The sequence below is a fragment of the Prevotella phocaeensis genome (assembly GCF_900065875.1).
Lineage (GTDB): Bacteria > Bacteroidota > Bacteroidia > Bacteroidales > Bacteroidaceae > Prevotella > Prevotella phocaeensis.
On record NZ_LT160625.1, the window covers coordinates 1 to 22300 of the forward strand.

Annotated in this window: 15 protein-coding genes; 6 read left to right on the forward strand and 9 right to left on the reverse strand. The window is 44.6% G+C overall.

What is annotated here, in order from left to right:
• Positions 1-166 precede the first annotated feature (166 nt).
• The 4 genes from hflX to BN3912_RS06670 are packed head-to-tail and all read left to right on the forward strand — an operon-like array spanning position 167 to position 7906.
• Positions 167-1411: a GTPase HflX gene (gene hflX / locus BN3912_RS06655; RefSeq protein ID WP_023984843.1), complete on the forward strand. Its 1245-nt coding sequence runs from the start codon at positions 167-169 to the stop codon at positions 1409-1411.
• 29 nt (positions 1412-1440) lie between these two features.
• Positions 1441-3294, forward strand: a complete 1854-nt coding sequence (locus BN3912_RS06660; protein ID WP_023984844.1) for a DUF4954 family protein — start codon at positions 1441-1443, stop codon at positions 3292-3294.
• 11 nt (positions 3295-3305) lie between these two features.
• The gene (locus tag BN3912_RS06665; RefSeq protein WP_023984845.1) at positions 3306-6209 is read left to right on the forward strand and encodes a M16 family metallopeptidase; all 2904 of its coding nucleotides are present in this window, start codon (positions 3306-3308) and stop codon (positions 6207-6209) included.
• A gap of 44 nt (positions 6210-6253) precedes the next feature.
• The gene (locus BN3912_RS06670; protein WP_023984846.1) at positions 6254-7906 is read left to right on the forward strand and encodes a fumarate hydratase; all 1653 of its coding nucleotides are present in this window, start codon (positions 6254-6256) and stop codon (positions 7904-7906) included.
• A gap of 99 nt (positions 7907-8005) precedes the next feature.
• On the opposite strand, the gene BN3912_RS06675 is transcribed toward BN3912_RS06670, so the two are convergent.
• From BN3912_RS06675 to BN3912_RS06690, 5 genes are all read right to left on the reverse strand, one after another.
• Positions 8006-9319: an XAC2610-related protein gene (locus tag BN3912_RS06675; protein WP_023984847.1), complete on the reverse strand. Its 1314-nt coding sequence runs from the start codon at positions 9317-9319 to the stop codon at positions 8006-8008.
• A 308-nt stretch (positions 9320-9627) separates the two neighbouring features.
• Positions 9628-10884 (reverse strand): MobV family relaxase, encoded by a 1257-nt coding sequence (mobV, locus tag BN3912_RS06680; protein ID WP_064972279.1) that lies wholly within the window; start codon positions 10882-10884, stop codon positions 9628-9630.
• A gap of 63 nt (positions 10885-10947) precedes the next feature.
• Positions 10948-11091 (reverse strand): hypothetical protein, encoded by a 144-nt coding sequence (locus BN3912_RS12185; RefSeq protein ID WP_154665149.1) that lies wholly within the window; start codon positions 11089-11091, stop codon positions 10948-10950.
• A gap of 125 nt (positions 11092-11216) precedes the next feature.
• Positions 11217-12170 carry a toprim domain-containing protein gene (locus BN3912_RS06685; RefSeq protein ID WP_064972280.1) on the reverse strand — a complete coding sequence of 318 codons (954 nt, stop codon included), beginning with the start codon at positions 12168-12170 and terminating at the stop codon, positions 11217-11219.
• 368 nt (positions 12171-12538) lie between these two features.
• Positions 12539-13729, reverse strand: a complete 1191-nt coding sequence (locus BN3912_RS06690; RefSeq protein WP_064972281.1) for a virulence-associated E family protein — start codon at positions 13727-13729, stop codon at positions 12539-12541.
• Between the two features lie 477 nt (positions 13730-14206).
• Here BN3912_RS06690 and BN3912_RS06695 point away from each other — a divergent pair, with 477 nt between their 5' ends.
• Together BN3912_RS06695 and BN3912_RS06700 are read left to right on the forward strand one after the other, a co-directional pair.
• Entirely contained in the window at positions 14207-14479 is a 273-nt protein-coding gene (locus BN3912_RS06695) for a helix-turn-helix domain-containing protein (protein WP_064972282.1), read from the forward strand.
• A gap of 8 nt (positions 14480-14487) precedes the next feature.
• Entirely contained in the window at positions 14488-14787 is a 300-nt protein-coding gene (locus BN3912_RS06700) for a helix-turn-helix domain-containing protein (RefSeq protein WP_064972283.1), read from the forward strand.
• Between the two features lie 379 nt (positions 14788-15166).
• Here the strand turns inward: BN3912_RS06700 and BN3912_RS06705 are convergent, their stop codons facing one another.
• Genes BN3912_RS06705 through BN3912_RS06720 form a run of 4 tightly spaced genes read right to left on the reverse strand, consistent with a single transcriptional unit; the run spans position 15167 to position 21664 of the window.
• Complete coding sequence (locus BN3912_RS06705; protein ID WP_064972297.1) at positions 15167-18916, reverse strand: N-6 DNA methylase; 3750 nt, start codon at positions 18914-18916, stop codon at positions 15167-15169.
• Positions 18917-18964: 48 nt separating this feature from the next.
• Positions 18965-19171 (reverse strand): helix-turn-helix domain-containing protein, encoded by a 207-nt coding sequence (locus BN3912_RS06710; RefSeq protein ID WP_064972284.1) that lies wholly within the window; start codon positions 19169-19171, stop codon positions 18965-18967.
• A gap of 46 nt (positions 19172-19217) precedes the next feature.
• A complete protein-coding gene (locus BN3912_RS06715; protein WP_064972285.1) occupies positions 19218-20429 on the reverse strand; it encodes a site-specific integrase in 1212 nt (403 codons plus the stop codon).
• Positions 20430-20434: 5 nt separating this feature from the next.
• The gene (locus tag BN3912_RS06720; protein ID WP_064972286.1) at positions 20435-21664 is read right to left on the reverse strand and encodes a site-specific integrase; all 1230 of its coding nucleotides are present in this window, start codon (positions 21662-21664) and stop codon (positions 20435-20437) included.
• Positions 21665-22300 lie beyond the last annotated feature (636 nt).

Sequence of the window (22300 nt, forward strand, 5' to 3'; positions counted from 1 at the left end):
TTCAATAATCCGCATTTTCCTGCCTCGTGGCAGGTGGCGGATTTGCTGCGATTTACACCGTATAGCCCTAATAATCAAGCCGAATTGCGTTAAACTTCCGATTTCCTGCAAATATTACAGCGATTTTCTGTAACTTTGCAACATTATATATATGGAACGTTGAAGAATGAAGGAATTTATTATATCCGAGGTGAAGGCGGAGACCGCTGTATTGGTGGGACTTATTACCAAAGAGCAAGACGAAGCTAAGACCAAGGAGTATCTCGACGAACTTGAATTTCTGGCAGACACGGCAGGTGCCGTTACTGTGAAGCGCTTCACGCAGAAGGTGGGAGGCCCTAATTCGGTAACGTATGTGGGAACCGGCAAGCTCGAAGAGATAAAACAATATGTCAAGGACGAAGAAGAAGCCGAACGACCTGTGGGGATGGTGATCTTTGATGATGAGCTCTCGGCCAAACAGATACGTGTAATAGAGAAGGAACTCGGCGTGAAGATACTCGACCGAACGTCGCTTATTCTCGATATCTTTGCCATGCGTGCCCAGACAGCCAATGCTAAAACGCAGGTAGAGCTGGCGCAATATCGCTATATGTTGCCGCGATTGCAACGTTTGTGGACGCACCTCGAACGCCAAGGCGGCGGCTCCGGATCGGGTGGAGGCAAGGGCTCGGTGGGCTTGAGAGGCCCGGGAGAGACGCAACTCGAAATGGACAGGCGGATTATTCTGCAGCGGATGAGTTTGCTGAAGCGCCGCCTTGAAGAAATAGACAAGCAGAAAACCACCCAAAGAAAGAACCGCGGACGCATGATCCGCGTAGCTCTGGTGGGCTACACCAATGTGGGTAAGTCTACAATCATGAACCTTTTGGCCAAGAGCGAGGTGTTTGCAGAGAACAAACTCTTTGCAACGCTCGATACTACAGTGCGCAAAGTGGTGGTGGATAACCTGCCTTTTCTGCTGGCAGATACCGTGGGTTTTATCCGTAAACTGCCGACCGACTTGGTCGATTCGTTCAAATCGACGCTCGATGAGGTACGTGAAGCCGACTTACTCCTGCATGTTGTCGACATTTCACACCCCGACTTCGAAGAACAGATTACGGTGGTAGAGAACACACTGAAGGAACTTGGTTGCGCCGAAAAGCCTTCTATGATTGTTTTCAATAAGATAGACAACTATAAATGGGTAGAGAAAGAGGAAGACGACCTTACGCCTATGACCAAAGAAAACGTAACCTTGGACGAATTGAAGCGCACTTGGATGGCGCGGCTCAATGAGAATTGCCTGTTTATCTCGGCCCGTGAGCGGCTCAATATAGACGAGTTCCGCGAGATACTTTATAAAAAGGTACGCGAATTGCATGTGCAGAAATATCCTTACAACGATTTTCTGTATCCCGTGGAATAATTATTCATCACTAATCCCCCGTCCCTATTATGGAATACAGAGCACTGACCGAAGAGGAAATACTGGTTCTCGAGAACCGCAATTGCTGGGCTGAAGCGTGGAACAACGTGCATGTTGTCGACGGTTTCGAGCCGAGGTTTCTGCATCATGTGTTGTTTTATGGCAGCGTATATCTTGGTGTTTTCGATAAAAGCATTGAGGTGAGTAAGGGGTTCATGAAGCATTCGGGCATCAATAATGCCACACTTCGCAACGTTACCATTGGCGACAATTGCCTGATAGAGAATATCGGAAACTACATGAACAATTATCGTGTGGGTAACGACTGCTATATCTCGAACGTGTGTACCATTGAAACGACCGAGGGAGCTACCTATGGTGAGGGCAATATGATATCGGTATTGAACGAGGTGGGCGATGGTAATGTGGTGCTATTTAAGGATCTGAACAGCCAATTTGCTGCGTTTATGGTAAATCATTGCCATGACAAAGAATTGAAGGATGCCATCCGACGGTTGATAAACGAGGAGATTGAATTCAATACACCGGAATGCGGCACGATTGGAGATAATGTGAAGATCGTGAATACCAAGGAAATAACCAATACGGTGGTGTACGATGAGTGCGAAATCAGTGGCGCCTCGCGCATTAGCGACTGCACTATTCTTAGTTCGCCTAATGCAAGTGTCTACATCGGTACGGGGGTAATCTGCGAGAACACCATCATTTCAGACGGTTCGTCTGTTATCAACAGCGTGAAGATACAAGATTGCTTCGTAGGCGAGGCATGCCAACTTGCCAACGGATTTACGGCATCTGCGAGCGTATTCTTTGCCAACAGTTACATGTCTAACGGCGAGGCGTGTGCGGCATTTTGCGGGCCTTTCACCGCCAGTCACCACAAGAGTTCGTTGCTCATCGGCGGTATGTTCTCGTTCTACAACGCGGGTTCGGCCACCAACTTCAGCAATCATGCCTACAAGATGGGCCCCATGCACTACGGATTCCTTGAACGTGGCACCAAAACAGCGAGCGGTGCTTACCTGTTAATGCCCGCTCATATCGGCACGTTCTCGGTATGTTTCGGCAAATTGATGCACCATCCGGATACGCGAAACCTACCTTTTTCTTATCTTATAGCACGTGGCGACACCATGTATCTGTCGCCCGGACGCAACATAACCACCGTAGGTTTGTATCGCGACATACGCAAATGGCCTAAACGGGATGTGCGTCCGCAGGGTTCGCAAAAGAGCATTGTGAACTTTGATTGGTTGAGTCCGTTCTCCGTGGGGGAGATTCTACACGGCAAAAAGATACTGGAAGACCTGCGTAATGCATCGGGCGAGAACGTTTCTTCGTACATCTATCACGAATACGTGATTAGTGCAAACTCGCTAAAAAAAGGTATAAAGTATTATGACATAGCGCTTCGTATCTATATGGGGGCTGTTTTAAAGCGTCGTTTGCGGCTTGATCCGTCGCTGATACCACCGTCTACCGATATCGGGGTTGGCGAGTGGAATGATTTGAGCGGCTTGTTGTTGCCCGAAAGTGAGGAACAGAGGATTGTCAACGATATCAAGAACGGTGAATTGGAGTCGGTCCAAGATGTGATAGAGCGTTTTGTCGAAATCGACAAGCATTACAGGGAATACCAATGGGCGTGGACTTACAGGCTGATACTCGATTACTATGAACTTGATGAAATTACTCCGGAAGATGCCGGTAGGATACGTCTGGATTATATAACGGCCCGTCGCGCGTGGATTGCGGAGATCACCAAGGATGCCGAAAAGGAGTATGCAATGGGAGATGTCGAGGAAGATGTGCTTAGTAACTTCATCGACAGTCTTGAACATGAGATAGATTTTGAAAACTAATTGATATGATTATGAAACTGAAAGTATTGGCAACATGTTTGCTTGTTTCGCTCTTTAGCGGCGTTCAGGCAAAGACTTATGAGTACAAGACGGTGAAGGGAGATCTGATGCACACGCGCATTTACACCCTCGACAACGGCTTGAAGGTTTATCTCTCGGTAAATAAAGAGAAACCGCGTATACAGACTTTCATCGCTGTGCGCACCGGAAGTCGCAACGATCCAGCCGAGACAACCGGACTGGCTCACTATCTCGAGCACCTTATGTTCAAGGGAACGACGCATTTCGGCACATCCGATTTGGCCAAAGAAATACCGTATTTGGATGAAATAACCCGCAGGTATGAGAAATACCGCCTGCTCACAGACTCGGTACAACGCCGGAAAGCCTATCACGAAATAGACAGTATCTCGCAATTGGCAGCCCGTTATAACATCCCGAACGAGTATGATAAGCTCATGACATCTATCGGTTCCGAGGGCACGAATGCCTTTACAAGTACGGATGTTACGTGCTATGTGGAGGATATACCGTCGAACGAGGTGGACAATTGGGCTAAAATACAGGCCGAACGCTTTAGGAATATGGTCATCAGAGGCTTTCATACCGAGCTTGAAGCGGTGTATGAAGAGTACAATATAGGCCTTGCAAACGATGGAGAAAAGGAATGGGTTGCGATGAGCAAGAAGCTTTTCCCCACACATCCGTATGGTACGCAGACCACAATCGGTACGCAGGAGCATCTTAAAAATCCCTCCATCGTTAACATTAAGAACTATTTTAACCGCTATTATGTGCCGAACAACATTGCCATTTGTATGGCGGGCGACTTCAATCCCGACGAGGTAGTGGCGACGATCGATAAGTATTTCGGCGATTGGAAGCCAAGCAGCACGCTCAGCAGGCCCGAATACGCCCCACAACCCGACCTTACGGCTCCGGTAGACACCACGGTCATGGGTATTGAAGCCGAGAATGTCATGCTCGGATGGAAGTTTAAAGGGGCGGCAGACATGCAGGCCGATACGCTTAGTGTGATTGCAGATATGCTTTCCAACGGCAAGGCAGGACTCTTCGACCTGAACCTTAACCAGCCTATGAAGGTGCTGTGGACGGGCGCTTTCTATGACGGAATGACGGATTACGGTATGTTTATTCTTGAAGGACAACCCAAACAAGGACAATCTTTGGACGATGTGCGGCAGTTGATGCTTGCAGAAATCGATAATCTGAAGCACGGAAATTTCTCCGACGACTTGCTTCCGTCGGTGGTAAACAACTTCAAACTCTCTTATTTCCAGTCGTTGCAGGATAATCGGGCACGTACTTCTAAAATGATGGATGCATTCATCAACAATGAAAAGTGGGAAGATGTGGTGACGCGTCTCGACCGCATGTCGAAGATGACCAAGCCGCAGATTGTGGCTTTTGCCAATAAATATCTGAACAACAACTATGTTTGCGTGTACAAACGTCAGGGAGAAGACAAGACGATCAAGAAGATAGACAAGCCGCAGATTACGGCTATTCCAACCAATAGAGATAAGAGTAGCCAATATCTCTGCGATATAAAGGACAGTCATGTGAAGCCCATTCAGCCTCAATTCCTCGACTATAAGCGCGATCTTACCTTTACCAAAACAAGAAATAATTTGCCGGTGATCTACAAAAAGAATACGGATGACGGTCTTTTCACGCTTGTCTATTACTTCGATTTCGGCTCCCAAGCCGACAAGCGCTATGACTTTGCGGCGGAATACATAGATTATCTCGGTACTAAGAATATGACCGTAGAGAAGTTGAAGCAGGAGTTTTACAAGATAGCATGCGGTTATAGCATCAGCGTGAACGGTGATAATTTATGTATTGGATTATCTGGATTGAATGAAAACATGCCGAAAGCCGTGGCCTTAATAGAAGACTTACTGAAGAATGCCAAGGTTGATCGCAAGGCGTGGGACAATTATGTAGGGATTGTGGCCAAGGCCCGTGAAGACAACAAGAAGAACCAAGGACTCAATTTCAGTGCGCTTCGCAACTATGGAATGTACGGACAGTATAACTCCAACCTCAATACGATGAGCATAGAACAACTGAAGAAGACCGATCCACAGACGATGGTAGACCTCATGAAGGGCCTTACGAACTATCAGCATACCATATTATATTATGGTCCTTCTACCGAACAGCAGCTCCTCCAAATGCTTGCAAGTCAGCACAAGACAGCGAACAAACTCGCTGCAGTGCCTGTAAACAAGCCCTATATGGAACAGACGACACCGCGGAATGAAGTCTTGCTGGCTCCATACGATGCAAAGAACATCTATATGACAATGTATCATAACGAGAACAAACCGTGGAATGCAGAGGAAGTTCCGGTGGCTACGCTCTTCAATGAGTATTTCGGCGGCGGCATGAATACCGTTGTGTTCCAAGAACTTCGCGAGAGTCGCGGACTTGCCTATTCCGCTTCGGCTTACTATCAGTGCACTCCACGCAAGCATCATCCCGAATATGCCACCACTTTCATTATCTCTCAAAACGATAAGATGATAGATTGTATCAAGGTGTTTAATGAAATTCTCGACACTATACCGCAAAGCGAGAGCGCTTTCCAGTTGGCTAAACAAGGATTAACCAAGCAACTTGCCAGCGGTAGAACGACACGTTTCGGCGTTATCAACAGCTATCTTCGGGCGAAACGTATGGGTATAGATTACGATATCGACGAACGTATCTACAACGTATTGCCCAAAATAACCCTGAAAGATATCATCGAATTCGAAAAGAAGACCATGGCCGACAAGCCTTACCGATATATCATTCTCGGCGATGAGAAGAATTTAGACGTCAAAGGGCTTGAGAAAATCGCTCCTATCAAGCGCGTCAGCACGGAACAGATATTCGGATATTAATCTCTCCTCCCCACGGATAGGGGAGGAATAAAAACAATAACATTATGGCAAAAATACCAGATTTTAAGTACGCTCCTATGTTCCAGACCGGAAAGGACGATACTGAATACTACTTGCTTACCAAAGACGGCGTAAGCGTAGGCGAGTTTGAAGGCAACAAGATTCTAAAAGTAACTCCCGAAGCACTTACTCTTTTATCGCAACAAGCGTTCCATGACGTCAGTTTCTTGCTGCGCAGAACGCATAATGAGCAGGTGGCTAAGATTCTTAAAGATCCCGAAGCGTCGGAGAACGACAAGTATGTGGCACTCACATTCCTGCGTAATGCCGAAGTTGCATGCAAGGGCAAGCTCCCGTTATGTCAGGATACGGGAACGGCGATCATACACGGTGAGAAAGGTCAACAGGTATGGACGGGCTTCAATGATGAGGAAGCATTGTCGAAAGGAGTGTATAACACCTATACGCAAGATAATCTGCGATACTCGCAGAATGCCCCGCTGACGATGTACGACGAGGTGAATACGCGTTGTAACCTGCCTGCACAGATCGATTTGGAGGCCACAGAAGGCATGGAATATCGCTTTCTGTGCGTAACGAAGGGCGGAGGTTCGGCCAACAAGAGCTATCTCTATCAGATGACAAAGGCCATTATTCAGAACCCGGGTACGCTTGTTCCCTTTCTTGTAGAGAAGATGAAGAGCCTCGGAACGGCCGCCTGCCCGCCTTACCACATCGCTTTCGTCATCGGAGGCACATCGGCCGAGAAAACCATGCTCACCGTGAAGCTGGCTTCTACGCACTATTATGATAATCTGCCTACCACGGGCGATGAGACCGGTCGTGCGTTCCGCGATGTCGAGCTCGAGAACCTGTTGCTCCAAGAGGCATACAAGATTGGCCTCGGAGCACAGTTTGGCGGCAAGTACATGGCCCACGACGTGCGCGTAATCCGTCTGCCTCGCCACGGTGCATCGTGCCCCATCGGACTCGGGGTGAGCTGTTCTGCCGACCGGAACATAAAGGCTAAGATCAATAAAGATGGCATCTGGATAGAGAAGATGGACGATAAGCCCTATGAACTCATACCTGAAGAGCTGCGAAATGCAGGAGAAGGCAACGTTGTGAAGATAGACTTAAACCGTCCGATCAAGGAAGTATGCAAGCAACTTTCACTATATCCTGTCTCTACCCGCGTTAGTTTGAACGGCACTATTATCGTTGCACGCGACATAGCCCATGCAAAGTTGAAGGCTCGACTCGATGCCGGAGAGGATTTGCCGCAATACTTTAAAGACCATCCCATACTCTATGCCGGTCCTGCAAAGACACCCGAAGGCATGCCTTGTGGCAGTATGGGCCCGACAACTGCCAACCGTATGGATCCTTATGTAGACGAATTTCAGGATCATGGCGGCAGCCTGATTATGTTGGCTAAGGGAAACCGTACCGATGTAGTTACCGAAGCGTGCAAGAAGCACGGCGGTTTTTATCTGGGAAGCATAGGAGGTCCTGCTGCTGTTCTGTCTATGAATTCCATCAAGAGCATAGAGTGTGTGGAATATCCCGAACTGGGTATGGAAGCTATTTGGAAGATAGAAGTAGAAGACTTCCCTGCTTTTATCCTCGTAGACGATAAGGGCAACGACTTCTTCAAGCAGCTCAAGCCGTGGTCGCCGGGCTGTAATCTCAAGTAATTGCACCTATTTATATATATAAGGGATGGCGATCGGCCATCCCTTATTTGTTTTATATCCCTCCTGTTCCTATGTTTAGGAGAGACCATACCGCCGATATTAGAAAGGTAGAATATCCCACTCGGGGGAGATATCCTCATAGTTATCAGTATTTTTTACCGTAACTTCCTTACCTTTTTCCATTCTTATTTCCCTGTAGTGCGTACTTTTTTCATCCGAATGGTCTACATAGAGTGCCGAATGCAATACGAACTCGCCGTTTCGGAATATATACTTTTGCTGCACCTGCTTGTGTTCTGTCAGTTGTTTCCAGCCGTAGATGCTGCGCTTTATTTCATAAGAAGAGGGATTAGGTATTTCGCTATACGACGGAATGCGCACATACTTGCGTTTTCGTTCATCCCATGTGTAGCATTCGTAGTAGGCAGGTGTCGCCCCCGTTCCGTTTTTAGAAATGAGCAAGTCGTTATGTCCGTCGAAAGTAACATCCTCGAACCACCCCTCTCCAAGGTCTTGTTCAGTGGGCGATACCGTATCGATAGGGCAGACGATTGTCTGTACAAGCACTCCGTTACGATACACCTTTATGCCGTAGGTAGAGTCGTTGAGCATATAACGTTTACAACTTTGCCGTACTTCGTCTTTGCCTCGCCACCATTCGCGGCGCTCTTCATCGAGCGCATCGTCCACGGATATCGCCGCCGTATCGACATCTCCCATCGTTGCACAGTAGTTTTCCCAGCCGTTGTGCCTATATTTAGGATTGATATAGAACTCGCCTTCCCCGATATCAAGGGCATTGCTGTCGGGTATTCTGAATAATCCCCAGTTGGCATTCTTACTGACTTTCGTTTTAAAAGACGTCCATTTTCCCTCGAACATATTGTTGCAATAGCCGTCAGATACTGTAATGAACAAGTCATCGAAGTGCACCGAATTGTCATACAGATAAAAATTGGTGGTCATATTCCCATAAAATCGGCCGGCTCCTTTCTGCTTGTCGTCCTCCCGCAGGTCGTATATTCCTGTCATACGGTATCTGTTCACCCGTCCGTAACGGTCATCGTTATTCTCTTCAATGTGCTTCAAACGAATTGTCCCCGTAAAGTTACACACGTTTTCGCGCACCCTCGAAGCCCCTTTTACGTGGTAAAGAGTGGCGTCGGCCGTGTCTTTTTCCACGTGTTCGAAGTACATGTACAGCCGTTGAAAATCTCGTCCGATATAACCGATATACCGATATTGATGCTGTCCGAGTATCGGCGAATAGTCGTATTTTGCCAATCGGGCGAGTTCGTTTTTTACCTTCGTTGCCGGCGTGCCGCTTGCATTGTGCGCCGATATGCCGCTGCCGAATGTACCGACAGATGCTGCCAGTAAGCATGTAAGGACAATATTTCGTATCGGTTTCATGTTCCTATGGTTGTTAAAGGAGTAAAATATAGTAATCGATAAGCCGTTTTCGAGTTTTCATAAATTCATTTTATAAGGCATATTCCGATATGATTTTTCGTTAGCGAGCTATCTCATTGGATAATAGAGCGTTACCTTTTTGGCGTAGATATATAGGTAACGATTTAGAAATGAGCGGAGTGCATTGAGGTACATTGTTTTGAATAGCCAAAGAACGCTCACTTTTACTACTTGCAAAGGTACATATTTGCGAGTGAAAGTGAGCGTCTTTTCCTCTTTTTCTTCTTGTCAGTGAAAGAAAAAAGCAATTACAGCCGTTGCGAGCGGTTACGGTTGATAAGCTGTTTCCATTTCTGCTCGCACCAATCGGTAATGGGAAGCCCGTTGATGGTGAGGAGCGGTCGTTTCTTCTCATCCTTGATAATACGGATTTCGCTGTCCTCTTCCGTAAACTCTCTCTTGTATAATCCCGAATAGGCTTTAGCCGTACCTCGCTGGGGCGTCTCCGTGCGATACATCTCCGCTATTCTGTCGTCAGAGAAACCCATCTTTCGGAGCATCAGACGAATGTTCAGCAATTGATAGAAGCCATTGAAAAAACGTTTTATCCAATTCCGCTCTTTCTCGTAAACCTGCACGGTCTCTTTCAATTCGGCAATGGCTTTGTCTCTTCCCTTGATTGTATCCTGCAAGAGAACGACTTCCTTTCGGATTTCAGCCTTCTCCTTTTCCGAAAGATACCGTTGCCGTTCGGCTTCCTGCTCCAAGTCTGCAATGCGTTGTTCCGCCTTGTCGAGTTCGGAGTTTCCAAAGAGGGAGTAGAGCGTGCCTTTCATTCGGAGCTTTCCTGCCTGCTTCTCCAATTCTTTTATCTTGGCTGTGAGTTCAGCTTCTTGAACTTTCTTCTTTTTCGTGGATTTGAGAATTTCCTTGTAATACTCCATCGTGGTACGGTGCTTGGCTACCGAACCGTGTACGCCCCGTTCCAATCCGAAACGCTGCATCCGCTTGGCATAGTCCGTCTGATACTGCTCCAGCTTCTTGGGCGTAAGCACATCATCGGCACAAAGCCGTACCTTGTTCTTCTTCGTCTTGTACTTCCGTTTCCCTTTCTCGGCTTCCTCCTTGGCTTTCCGTCTTTCTCCCGTGACAATGGGGACGACTGTGGCGTGAATATGGGGCGTTTCCTCGTCTGCGTGGAGTGTGGCTGCGACCACGTTGTCCGCCCCGAAAGTGTCACGGAGCCAATCCATCGAATCATCGCACCACTCGTACAAACGTCCTTCCTGCTCTATTCGAGCCATATCCTCCGGTGAACTTGAAAGGATAAAGCGCAAGGCTTTGACTTGGTTCTTTGCTACCTTTCGGTAGATACCGGCCGTGGCGATGCGATGTTCTATCGCTTCGCTACGATTGGTCACATTTGCAGGGAATTGCACCAATTCCCAGTTCAGGTGTGTGCGAGAAGAATCGACGTTACTCGGGGTATATGTCCGCGCTATATGAGCGGTATTTCCCGAGTCGTTGCTTCTCGCCTTGTCTATATGTAATACGGCGTAGCCCATTGTTTGAAGTTTGTTTTAAGGGGTATCCAAAGGGGCAGAGTCCCTTGGCTCAGGAGGGTATTTTTAGCGATAACGAAGTGCAGCGTGAAGAAAATACCCTAATGAGCTATGGCATTTCTCGAAATGTCCGCTCCGCCCTGCTCGTACTTCTTTCTTGTTGCGTTGCATTCTGTGAATGCCTGCACGCTTTGTTTCTAAGTTTTTCATCAAGGAAACTTGCAGTTTCAATGAACTGCCATATTGGTCGAAACAAAGCAATTTGTCTGCTTTTGTTCTCTTTTAGTCCCTAAGAATACCCAGTTGATATTTGGTTTTGATTGCACTTTTTTGCCTTATCTGCGAAATCCCCGTTTGACAACTGATAGAAGTTTCTTCTGTTTCTGTTCCATCGCTTTCTGACGTGAAACGTGGTACTCGTTCAGGTCTTTATATCCGCCATAATGTCGGCTCATGTCCTCTACTTTGATACCAGCCGATTGTAAAGATTGGAGGGCTTGTCGTCCTGCTTCATCGTTGTCAAGGAAAGCCCGAACGGAGTCAATGCCGTTCTCGTGAAGATAGGCTATAGCTCGTGAAAGATTGCTGACCGAGTTCAGCACAAGGCAGGGAACGATTTCTTTTCCTTTCAACGTGAGATAGGAAAGAAAGTCCATAACGCCCTCGAAGATGCAGTAAGGAGCGTTGTTCGCGTCTCCTGCAATCACGGAAATATCCTTTGGAGCTATTGTGCCCTTGAATGTCTTGTCGTCTCTAAGTTCATAGCCCCCTGATTGGTTAGGAAAGCCAATAGCAGAATACTCTCGTTCTCCTACTTCGTAGCGGATATGGCGTAGATAAGGACTTGACACGGCAAGGTCTATCTTACGTACCTTTTGAAGATAGTTTTGTAGATATAGGGGCAACTCTTCGCTGATGAAGAGAATACGCCTTGCATTACTTGGTCGCTGTTCACCTCTTATCTGTTCTGTGTGGGCTTCACGATGAAAGGAAGAGGAAGCGAGGGTTGTCACTTTTCCTTTGGCAAGATGTGCCATTGCTTCATAGGCATTGCATCCTTGCATCCGCATCACAAGGTCGATGATGCTTCCGCCTTGGCTTGTCCCATAGTCGTGCCACAGGTTTTGCCGAAAATCCACTTTCATACTGGCATTGGGGTCTTCTCGGTAGGGTGCGTGATAAAGAGCATAGCCGTAGTAACGCTTGACAGGCTCGATGCCACAGGCGTGCAAGTAGTCGTCTATCGGTATCGTCTTGATGTATTGTAGGTCGTAATATTCATTGTTCATTGCTGTTATTGTTGGGTTTGGGTTATTCATATTCATTGTTCGTTATTTCATTGTTTGTTCTGTTTTCTCTTTTTAGAATTTCCCCCTTTTTATCTTACTACCCTTCTACAGTCGGATAAGTAATTGACAGTGAAAGAGAAAAGTGTAACACTTCATTCGGTTTTATCTTTCTACACCTCCTTTCTACACCTCCCTCATTCATACTATCGTAGAAGCGTAGAAAGATGGTAGTAAGCTGTGTCGCAAGATGAATACCCCTTGCAATCCTTTTTCTTTCACCGTATTATCCTTGTTTGTAGTAATGTAGTAAGGAGAATAGGAAAGAAAAGAGAAAGGAGTATAACAAAGGGATTGGTAATAACAGAATGCTATGGTGGCTGCTCGGGAAAAATCTTGCGGACGGCATACACATATACGGGATTGCCATTTACCCTGCGGCATTCTCTCGCATAGCCTGCCTTTCGCAGGGCTTCGCCCATCCGTTTGGGTGAGAGCTGCTGTCTGGTATAGATAGAGAGATAACCCACGATTTCCGAATTGGTCATATAGAAATGCTTGGTGGCTTTCTCCGCTTCCGAAGGAAAGGTGAAATAACGGAGCAACAGTTCCATTTCTGCCGTATAGACTTGGAAAGCCTCGCTGTTTCGGTGCAGTTCGGCAATCTCCTCATCATTGAACCAATAGCGAAATCCGTCTTTCAGCAATGCTTTCGCTTCGCTATACACGGCATCCATCGGGATTGTCTTGGCACGTTCTATATCTATTGCAAGCACCTCAAATGGGAGGAAACGTCTGCTCCCAGTCGGGTCGGTGAGGAAATCATTGCCATTGACCGATGCCACGAAACTTGCCAAGTGCGGTCGCTCTTCGATGTGTTTCTCATAAGGCATACGGTACTTCACCTGTGGGCAGGTAATCAGGTTCTTCAGTTCGTTCTCGTCTCGTTTGTTGAGGGCTTTGAGCTGGTCATCAATATTGATGATGAGGTTTTGACCGATAAGGCTCAGCACATCCTTTTCCTGCGGATATATCTTTCCCGTATATTGATAGTCTGACAGTGCAGGTGGGCAGAGCAGGTCAAGAAATGTGGTTTTGAATTTCCCTTGCTCACCTGTCAGTACAAGGCAGGTGTGGTTACGGCACTGCCTGTCGTCCATCGCATTGGCGACCACTGCAACCAGCCACTTGGTGAGGTATTCCCTCCATTTCTCAGGATTGGCTACGCTCACACAGTCGGCAAGGGCGGTGATAGCTTCCGCATTCCCTTTCGTCAGCGGTAACGCTTGGAAATAGGCTTGTACGGGATTGACACGTGGGGAGAAATCGCTTTCGATGATGCTGTACAAGTTCTCGGGTGAGGTCTGTACATCGGCTTCCTTGTCCAAGGCTCTTTTGAGGGTATTGATGCGGTAGCGGTCTACGGCTGTGTAATCACCCGTTCCTCGTGGACGGTACTCCGCTCGATGCAATACGGTATTGTATCGAAACTCATACAGAGCCGAAAGAAACTCTTCTATTTGAGCGTTCTTGGATGGGGTGTCATGCTCTTCTTTTTTCATTGTTTGTACTTCTTCTATTTGCTTGGTTTTGAACTTTCACCCGAAAACGGATGCTGAAACCAAGTTAGAGAGCCGAACGCACAATGCCAAGGTTTGCGAGGCTGTTGCTTCGAGATACACAAAAATGCTCCGAGAATGGGCGGGATAAACAGGAGAAATCGGAACTAAAACGCTCAAATGGCAAGATAAGAGACAAAAAGCTCTGCAAGCGACTTCATCGGATTGCCAACGTCTGCATACTTTTTCTTTGAGAGAGAAAGGGGAGGGTGTGTTCATTGGTAAGAGAGCCACTTCTATCTATATCAGAGTCACAAGTACGCACTTAGGAAAAAGTGGGAGAAATGGGTACTGATCTCTTGTACATTTGCCTGCGACTTCCTTTTGTTTCCCTTGATTTCATCGAGGCATGGGACGAGGATTTCGCTTGCGTACATTTGCATCAAATGAAGTAGAAATGACAATTAAAACGATATTGATATGAGATTTACAGCCATCGACACCTCCGCTTGGGAGGAACTGAAAAAGAGCATCGAAGAGTTAGCTCTTTGTATGAGAGAGAATTTCGGCATGAAGCCCGAACTTCCCGACCTCCTGCACAACGGGGACGTGTGCCGAATACTGAACATCAGCAAACGAACACTTCAGCACTATCGGGACACTTCCGTGCTGCCCTTTATACAAATCGGGCATAAGTGCTATTACAAACGTGAGGATGTGGAAGCACTCCTCAAAAAGTCCAACCGCCAATAACCACGACTATGGAACACGAAATCGTAAACAAAGAAACACCCGAGATGAAACAACTCATTTCGGGCATCAAGGAGATGACAAAGAGATTGAAAGAAATATCCGAGACACACCGTCCGCTTTTCGGAGGAGAAATCTACCTTACTGGGCGGGAGGTCTGCGAACGGCTTTTCATCAGTCCTCGCACCTTGCAGGACTATCGAGACAATGGCATCATTCCCTACACCCAAATCGCAGGCAAGATACTTTACCGACTCTCCGACATCAACCGACTGCTCCAAGAAAACTATGTGAAGCGTAATACTCTATAGCTCGTTCTACATTACCGTTACATACGTGAAATGTGGATTATGCCATTAGCAAATAGGGCTCACGGACAACAATCAACCATAAAGTTTGGCGATGGATTCCCAATATTGTAACCTTGCAAAGCCCAAAAGAGAATCGGACTCACATAGTCTGTTATCTATGAGAAAAGGGCTTAACACCATTGAAATGACGATTCCCATAATGGATGTCTTTTGTCAAGAGTTCCATTTAGGGTATTCCCTTCTAAACTGAAAACTGTTTATACACATCACCTGTCTTTCCCATTTAGATAAGGTCAAGATTGGGAACAAGTAATGTGCCCTTCATTTTTGTACACGTCCTCTAAAGAGATATTCCTATTTATCGTTACCGCTGCTTATTTTATAAATACTTATCAAGTATTGCCTGTTTCTCACTCGCTGCATTTTCTATTAATGTGCGAGCTTTAGTAATCTCTAATTCTAATGCTTCTATCTGGGACACGATACGTTTCTGTTCATCAATGTGAGGCATTGGAATCTTGTACTTCATAATATCTTCCTTATTCCCTCGCGGCATCTTAATACCCTTTTTGCCCTCCATTACATAGTCAAAGAAAGTATCTCTACGAATCATATAGAAAATGTACTTAGGAAGATATTTACTTGTGTCAGCAGACCGAAGCACGAGAACATCTTTTGAGCATCCACCCTCCTTGTCAGCAAACCAAATCTTCTTAAGATATGGACGAATATTTGAAATCAATATATCCTTTGGCTTATATTCGGTGATAGATGATATATTTGCAACTCCTTCAAATGGGAAAACCCCCAACTTATTCTGAAGCATATTGTCTGTTGTAATATATGTTTCAGACTCTATATCACTATATTTAATGGACTTAGTAGCAAATGGAGCAATAGTATTTAGCGTACTATCTGCATAATTTAATGAGGATAGCAAGCCCTCTATATCGGTTTCACACTCATCAATCCGTTTCATAGCATCCGAAACAGAGTTATCAATTCCGTCAATTTCATCCACAATCTGTTTCTGAACATCAATAGGAGGAATGGGAATCTTTATCTTTGAATACCCATCCATATCTATGTTAAGAAGTCTAATGCCATTTTGCAAAGGAATTGTTCCTCCTTTGCAATAAAAATTGTACAAAATAATCCACAGATATATCGGATTTACTTGGGAATCATCCTGTACTCTAATTCTTGAACAAAAATTTGAGTATGAGTATGTTTCGTTATCAGTTTTATCAAATAGCACAACTCTTCCAATAGCCTGTGTATCGCTACCGCCTGATTTTTCTAATATGATATCTCCATACTGCAATGTACGTGTTGCTAATTGTGTTTTTTCAACTTCAATTTCTGCAACATCACTATAATCTAAAAATCCATTATTCAACTTAAAGTTTGTATTGCGTAAGACTTTTGTCTTCTGCAACAGTCCTTTTTCTCCTTTCCATAGACCACTTTGAAAGGTTGCAAGTTTATCTATCGGCTTTAAGATATGGCGAGTATCAAAGACTACTTTTTTTTTTGAGTTTAAGTTTATGCCTTTTTCAAAAGTCTGTCTATCAAAAGTGAGCATATCAATTAAGGATATGCGAGATATATGTGCTTGCATACTCTCATTGATAGGTGTATTATAATCTCCATTAAAGGCTCGATACACATAAGTGCTTGCCTTATCAGGATTATCGTAGTTGTTTGGATCAAAAAGTTTAGTACATTCATCAATGTTCTTCCCTCTTTGGATTGCGTGGATGCCCTCGTTGCCTCTACGGTTTGAAAACTCATAACCTAAGAATCGCTTTTCAACATCCTTCTCTCCGCTCTTAACAATAACAACCTTTTGTGGATATGCTAATATAAAGTACAAAAGTTTTTCAGCTTCAATACTTAGTATCGCCTCATATAACTGCGCATCAGTCTTTGCAGAGATTTTCTTTTTATACTCTGCATATATCTCGTGTGCCTTTACTTTATCATTAGGTGATTTCTGCAGTAATGTGACATAATCGGCATAATCAAGTTCCTCCCATACGTGAGCAACATATTTTGAGGCTGGAGTTTCTATGCCGTTGATAGTAACATCATTTAAGGTACGTAAATAAGTATCAACTGCAACCTTTGTATTAGTTGCAAAATAATTATCTCTACGACGAAGGAACAGAACAACCGTATTTGTATTGGTAGCCATAAAGGTATTACTACCCAATTCTGCTATTGCGACAATATCAAAGTATTGTAATATAATCTCACGAGCCTTAGTGTAAACACCTGAATTACTCAATATAGAACTTGGCAGAATAACTCCTGCTACACCACCGTCTTTAAGTAGTTGCTTTGTACGTTCAACAAACAGACACTCTATTTCAGAACTGTTGTCTGTTAGTGAATTATACAATTCAAAATCTTGATCCGTATAGTAGTCACGAGTTGTCTGGCGGAATGAAGAAACAGAATACGGAGGATTACTCAATACAATGTCAAACTGCTGGTTATCCTTTTGTCCGTCATTTGTTTGCTTGCGTAGTTTTCCCTTATACTCCTTATTATTGCAGAAATTTGCAAGTCCATCACTTAAGATAACATTCGCCAAACCATCACCATGCAAATAGCATCCTACCTTACCAACTTTTACAAGTCGGTAATCCTTTTCGATGCCATATACATAGTCAGTCGCCCAATCAAAATGGCAGTTCTGCCAATTGATAAGGTGCTTTCTTGTCTCTTCAATATATTTGGAAGTATCACAGCCATTTATGATGTCCTGTATTTCGTGCATAAACTCTGTGATAAAGTGCCCGCTACCAGCTGCATAGTCAATCATATATGGAAGGATCTCCCCATCCTTGCGAGAAAGCTTCTCTGTCATAATAGAATCCAAAGGAAGACTCTTGATAATAAATTGTGCAATTGGGACAGGCGTGAAGTATTGCCCAGCCTCTTGTTTGAGACCAGTAGTAAGTAACAATTCAAAGAAGTCGGATAGATATTGTTGTCGTTTATTATAGCGAATTCTATACCCTTGAATCAACTCCACAACCTCTTTTACAACCTTTGCATTTTCTTCAAAAGAGGCATTATCATATACTTCTTTAATAGCAAACTCATTATTCTTTTCAAGACGTAGTTTGTTCACCTCTTTCAAAAGATACTGCTTAGTGTCTTCGCTTAGTTCGGTACAACGCTTGGAGAAGTCCTCATTATTGAAGTCGCTAACAGTTCTGTCTAAGAACTTTCTCATTCCCTTGCTATAGAGGTCTGTCAAACGAAGTTGGAAATCGACGTGGTTATCTCTACCCTCAAGCCATTGAAACTTTAACTCTTCCTCCTCATCTGTGGTCGTTTCATCATAGACCTTGCACAAAAATAGTGTAAATATCTTGTTGAATGCATTACCCTTGTCGGATACTACATTATGACGTAGTATTTCAAGAAAACGATTGAAGATAAAGCTTGAATCCTCTGCTTTTATCTCCTTCAGCTGCTCTTTTGTTAAAGCCTTGCTTTGAAAATTATATGGTTGTACCCAAGAATCAAAGATTCCATTATCCTTAGTGAGCTTATTCCATTTCTCGTAAATGTCCTTTACATCACCATTGCGATAATCATCTTCAATCTTTATTATTTCATTAACATATACAAATTTGTTCCCTTTCAATTCTGAAGCATAAAGCATTACGACATCAGCCTTGCCACCAGATAATTGGAAATAAGTAAATAGTTGGCCTCCATCCTTATGGATTTTAGCCGATTCCCGATTGTACTCCTTACCATAAGTTTTACACTCAATAAGCATATATGGAGTGCCGTCTTCGCGATTAACACAAATATCTAATCGTCCAGATGTGCCATGTCCTGAAGGCCAAGTCTTTTCAAGAACAATATTCTGAGGTCTATATCCTTTGATTAGTAATCTATCAACACATTCAAGCACTACAAAATTTTCAGGCTGTGAAAAATTCTGTGTAGTTCTACTTTCTGCTATGATACCATCACCATAATTAACACTCTGTTTTTCAAAGTCAATTTCTATGGCATAGTCAACATATGTTTTATGATAAATGCCATTCGTTCCGTTTTTTGGAACAAATCCCAAAGCTGTAATATGTTTCTTTATATCCATAGTCCTCATAACCTACTTTATAAGATTAAGAAATAAAAAATAGTTCTACTATTGTATATTTTGTTTTTTGTTAGGAACTAACAAGTCTCTAACATCCACATCCAAAATATCGGCTATCTGATATAGTGTGGGAATTGAAGGCTGATGCTTATTGGCAACATAAAGATTCACCATATTGAAACTCTTGCCCAACCGAGTTGAGAGTTTCGTTTGGCTCATTCCTTTTTCTTTCAAAACTTCTCTTATCTTATTCATATTGCACCTATGAAACCATACTTTACGAGTGCAAATATACACAATATTATTGTGTAGTCTGCACGAATTCAGTTTTATTTTTCTCATTCTCGCATTTTTCTATCACCCTCTCCATATCCCTTGCAATCTTTTGGTCAGTGATTTGGGCGTAGATTTGCGTGCTGGCAATGGACGAATGACCCATCATTTTGGCAATGCTTTCTATCGGAATACCAGCCTCCAAAGTCAGCGTGCCGAACGAATGCCTTGCGACATGGTAGGTCAGCGGAGTACGAATGCCACATGCCAAACCCACGGTTTTGAGATGAGTAAGCAGTTTGCCCTTGCTCATCGTATCGGGAAATATCTTGTAGTCCTCCTTGCTCTCTTTGATGTAAAGAGAAAGTATCTGCTCCGCTATCGGATGCAGAGGTATTAGGCTCTCCACCTCCGTTTTCTGTCTTGCCTTTCGGATATACCGCTTCCCCTCGTTGCTTGTTTCGATTTGCGAAGCTCGCAGGCTCTGTAAGTCAGCGAATGCCAAACCCGTAAAGACGGAGAAGAGAAACATCCTTCGGCTTAGTTCCGCCCCTTTGTCCTGCAATGGGAATGCCAAGAGCTTTGCCACATCGCCCTTGCTCAGGAAACGAGGTTCGCGTTCCACGGCTTCGTACTTCACCTCTTCAAACGGATTGAAGCGTATAGTCCCCTGACTGACGGCTCGATACATCAGCCGACTTAACCAACACAAATGCCTGTTTATCGTTGCAGGGGCATAGCCCTCCTTTTTCAAATGGAAACGGTAATCATCAAAGAAGTCTATCGTAAGAGCCGTTAGGGGAATATCCTCCTTGTCACGACTTCGCACAAAGGAGTTTAGTTGCCTGTCGGAACTTCGGTTGTTGCTATACGTTCCCTCGCTCTTGCTTTCTCGCTGGGCTTTGAGTTCGTCTGCACTAAGGGCAAGAAGTGTTGTCGGAGTTCTCCCGATGCCTTGCAAATAGTTCTTCAGAAGTTCAGCACTCACCGCTCCATATTTGTAGAGCAAGGTATTGTACCCCTGTTCGATTTCTTCTCGAAAGGTTTGCAGGCGTTGATTGGTCTTCTTGTCCGTTGTTTCTCCTCGCTTCACACTCCAATCGTGAGGAGTTGTGCTTTCGCCTGTGGTTATCACGACGTTCGCTCCGTCAATGGTGATGCGGCAAAAAATTGCCGTTGTGCCGTCCGTTTTGGTCTTGTTCTTATTGATATAGAATAGGATTTTGAATGTACTGCGCATAAGTCCTACAAGGTTAAGGTTAGGTTTTCAGTGAAAGAGAGAAATCGCTCGAACTCATCAAAGAGTTTCTTTGGCGTTACATGGGCGTATCGCTCGGTCGTTTGGATACTACTATGCCCCAACATTCGGCTCACCGTTTCGATGGGAACTCCTTGCTCCAAGGTAATCAGCGTGGCAAAGGTATGGCGACCGATGTGTGCCGAAAGAGGAATGGAGATACCAGCTCGAAGTTGCAGGGCTTTGAGTTGGGTAAGATAAGCCGAATAGACGATAGGCGCAAAAAGCGTGGTTCGTTCGTCTGATTGATACCGCTCTATCAAACGAACCGCTTCGGGTAGAAGCTTCACACGGCAAAGGGTGTTGGTCTTTTGTCGGCGGAACTTCAGCCATAACGCCCCCTCCTCATCCGTAAAGAGGTGTTCACGCTCAAGGGAGACCATATCGCAATAGGCAACGCCCGTATAGCAGGAGAAGAGAAAGAGATTGCGAGAAGTTTCCAATTCCACTTCATAGGGTTCAAAAGTCAAGGCTTGCAACTTATCCAATGAAGCTCTGTCCAATGCACGAACTTGTTTGTTCTCTCCCCGTTCTATCTCTGCATGGGCAAATAATTGTCGCTCTGTCAAGCCCTCACGATATGCCAAACGGCAGACTTTCTTCACCACCAAAGCCATCTTACGATAATGACCTTGCGAATGTCCCAACTTTCCAACAGAGTAGTGTCGCAAGCATTCCAAGAAGTCTTCTTCAATCTGACCGAAAGAAATGTCTGTCGTGTGGTACTTCTCCTCGATAAAGGCTCGCAGATGCTTTCGAATAGTAAAGTAACTATTCAGAGCTGTTGCCTTTATCTCGATACCCACCTTTTGCTTCATCTCTTCGACCATTCGATCGTACCGCTCCAAAAAGGTGATTTGACTTTGCATACTGCCTTGGAATTGCTCCTTGATGTCCGATGCCGTAAACGCCACACCACGGTTGCAAAGGATTTGATAAGACGACTGTACCGAGAGAAGCAGACGTTCCAACTTGCCATTCGTTGCCACTGCTTCACGGCTCTTGCCGTTCAATCTGCTCTCACGAGCGTTCCACAACTTGGGGTCGCACGAGAGCTTACAACTGAATTGGGCTATCGTTCGATCATAAGTTATACGCCCCATTATCGGGGCTTGCCCCGCCTTGTCTAATCCGCTCTTTTTCAGGTAGAGCAAAACCTTCATTTTGTCTGTTTGCATACGCTTCTGTTTTTATGGGCAAAGTTACCCGTTATTGAAGCGTTTTCAGCTATGCAAAACTCTGTGTCTCAAAGCATCAGCACCGTAATTACAGAAAGAAGAGTTGCCGAATACACTTCGGTAAGTTACCGTCTCCTACCTCTTCGTTACCATTCAAGGAATAGACTAATGATTTGGTAACGGAACTTCTGCACAAATCCACGCTTTCTGCACTTTTACCCTATGTGTAGAACATAGAGAAACACTGCAAATCCCTCTCATTCCCATTTACTTACCTTCCATCCTCTCCCTAATACCCTTTTCTTTGATAGTTCCATAAGTTTTTTATAACGAAAGCATATCTGTTTTATTGTAAACCTAAAGGTAAAAAGGTAGAAAAGCAAAACGATAAAAAGAACAGGGCGCAAAAATATTAGACACAGCCCGATGAACAAAAATCCTTAGAATATCCGTTTAAGGCGTTTAGATTATCTATTTAAATCTCTTAGATATGCCATTTATCGGCTTTAAACCATAGGTTTACCCCGCACATCCTTCAGTTCTGTTCTTTTTACCTCTTTACCCTTTCACCTTTCTGCTGCTACTATACGTTTATTTAATATTGTTTAAATTAATTAAAAAAGATATATTATGAAA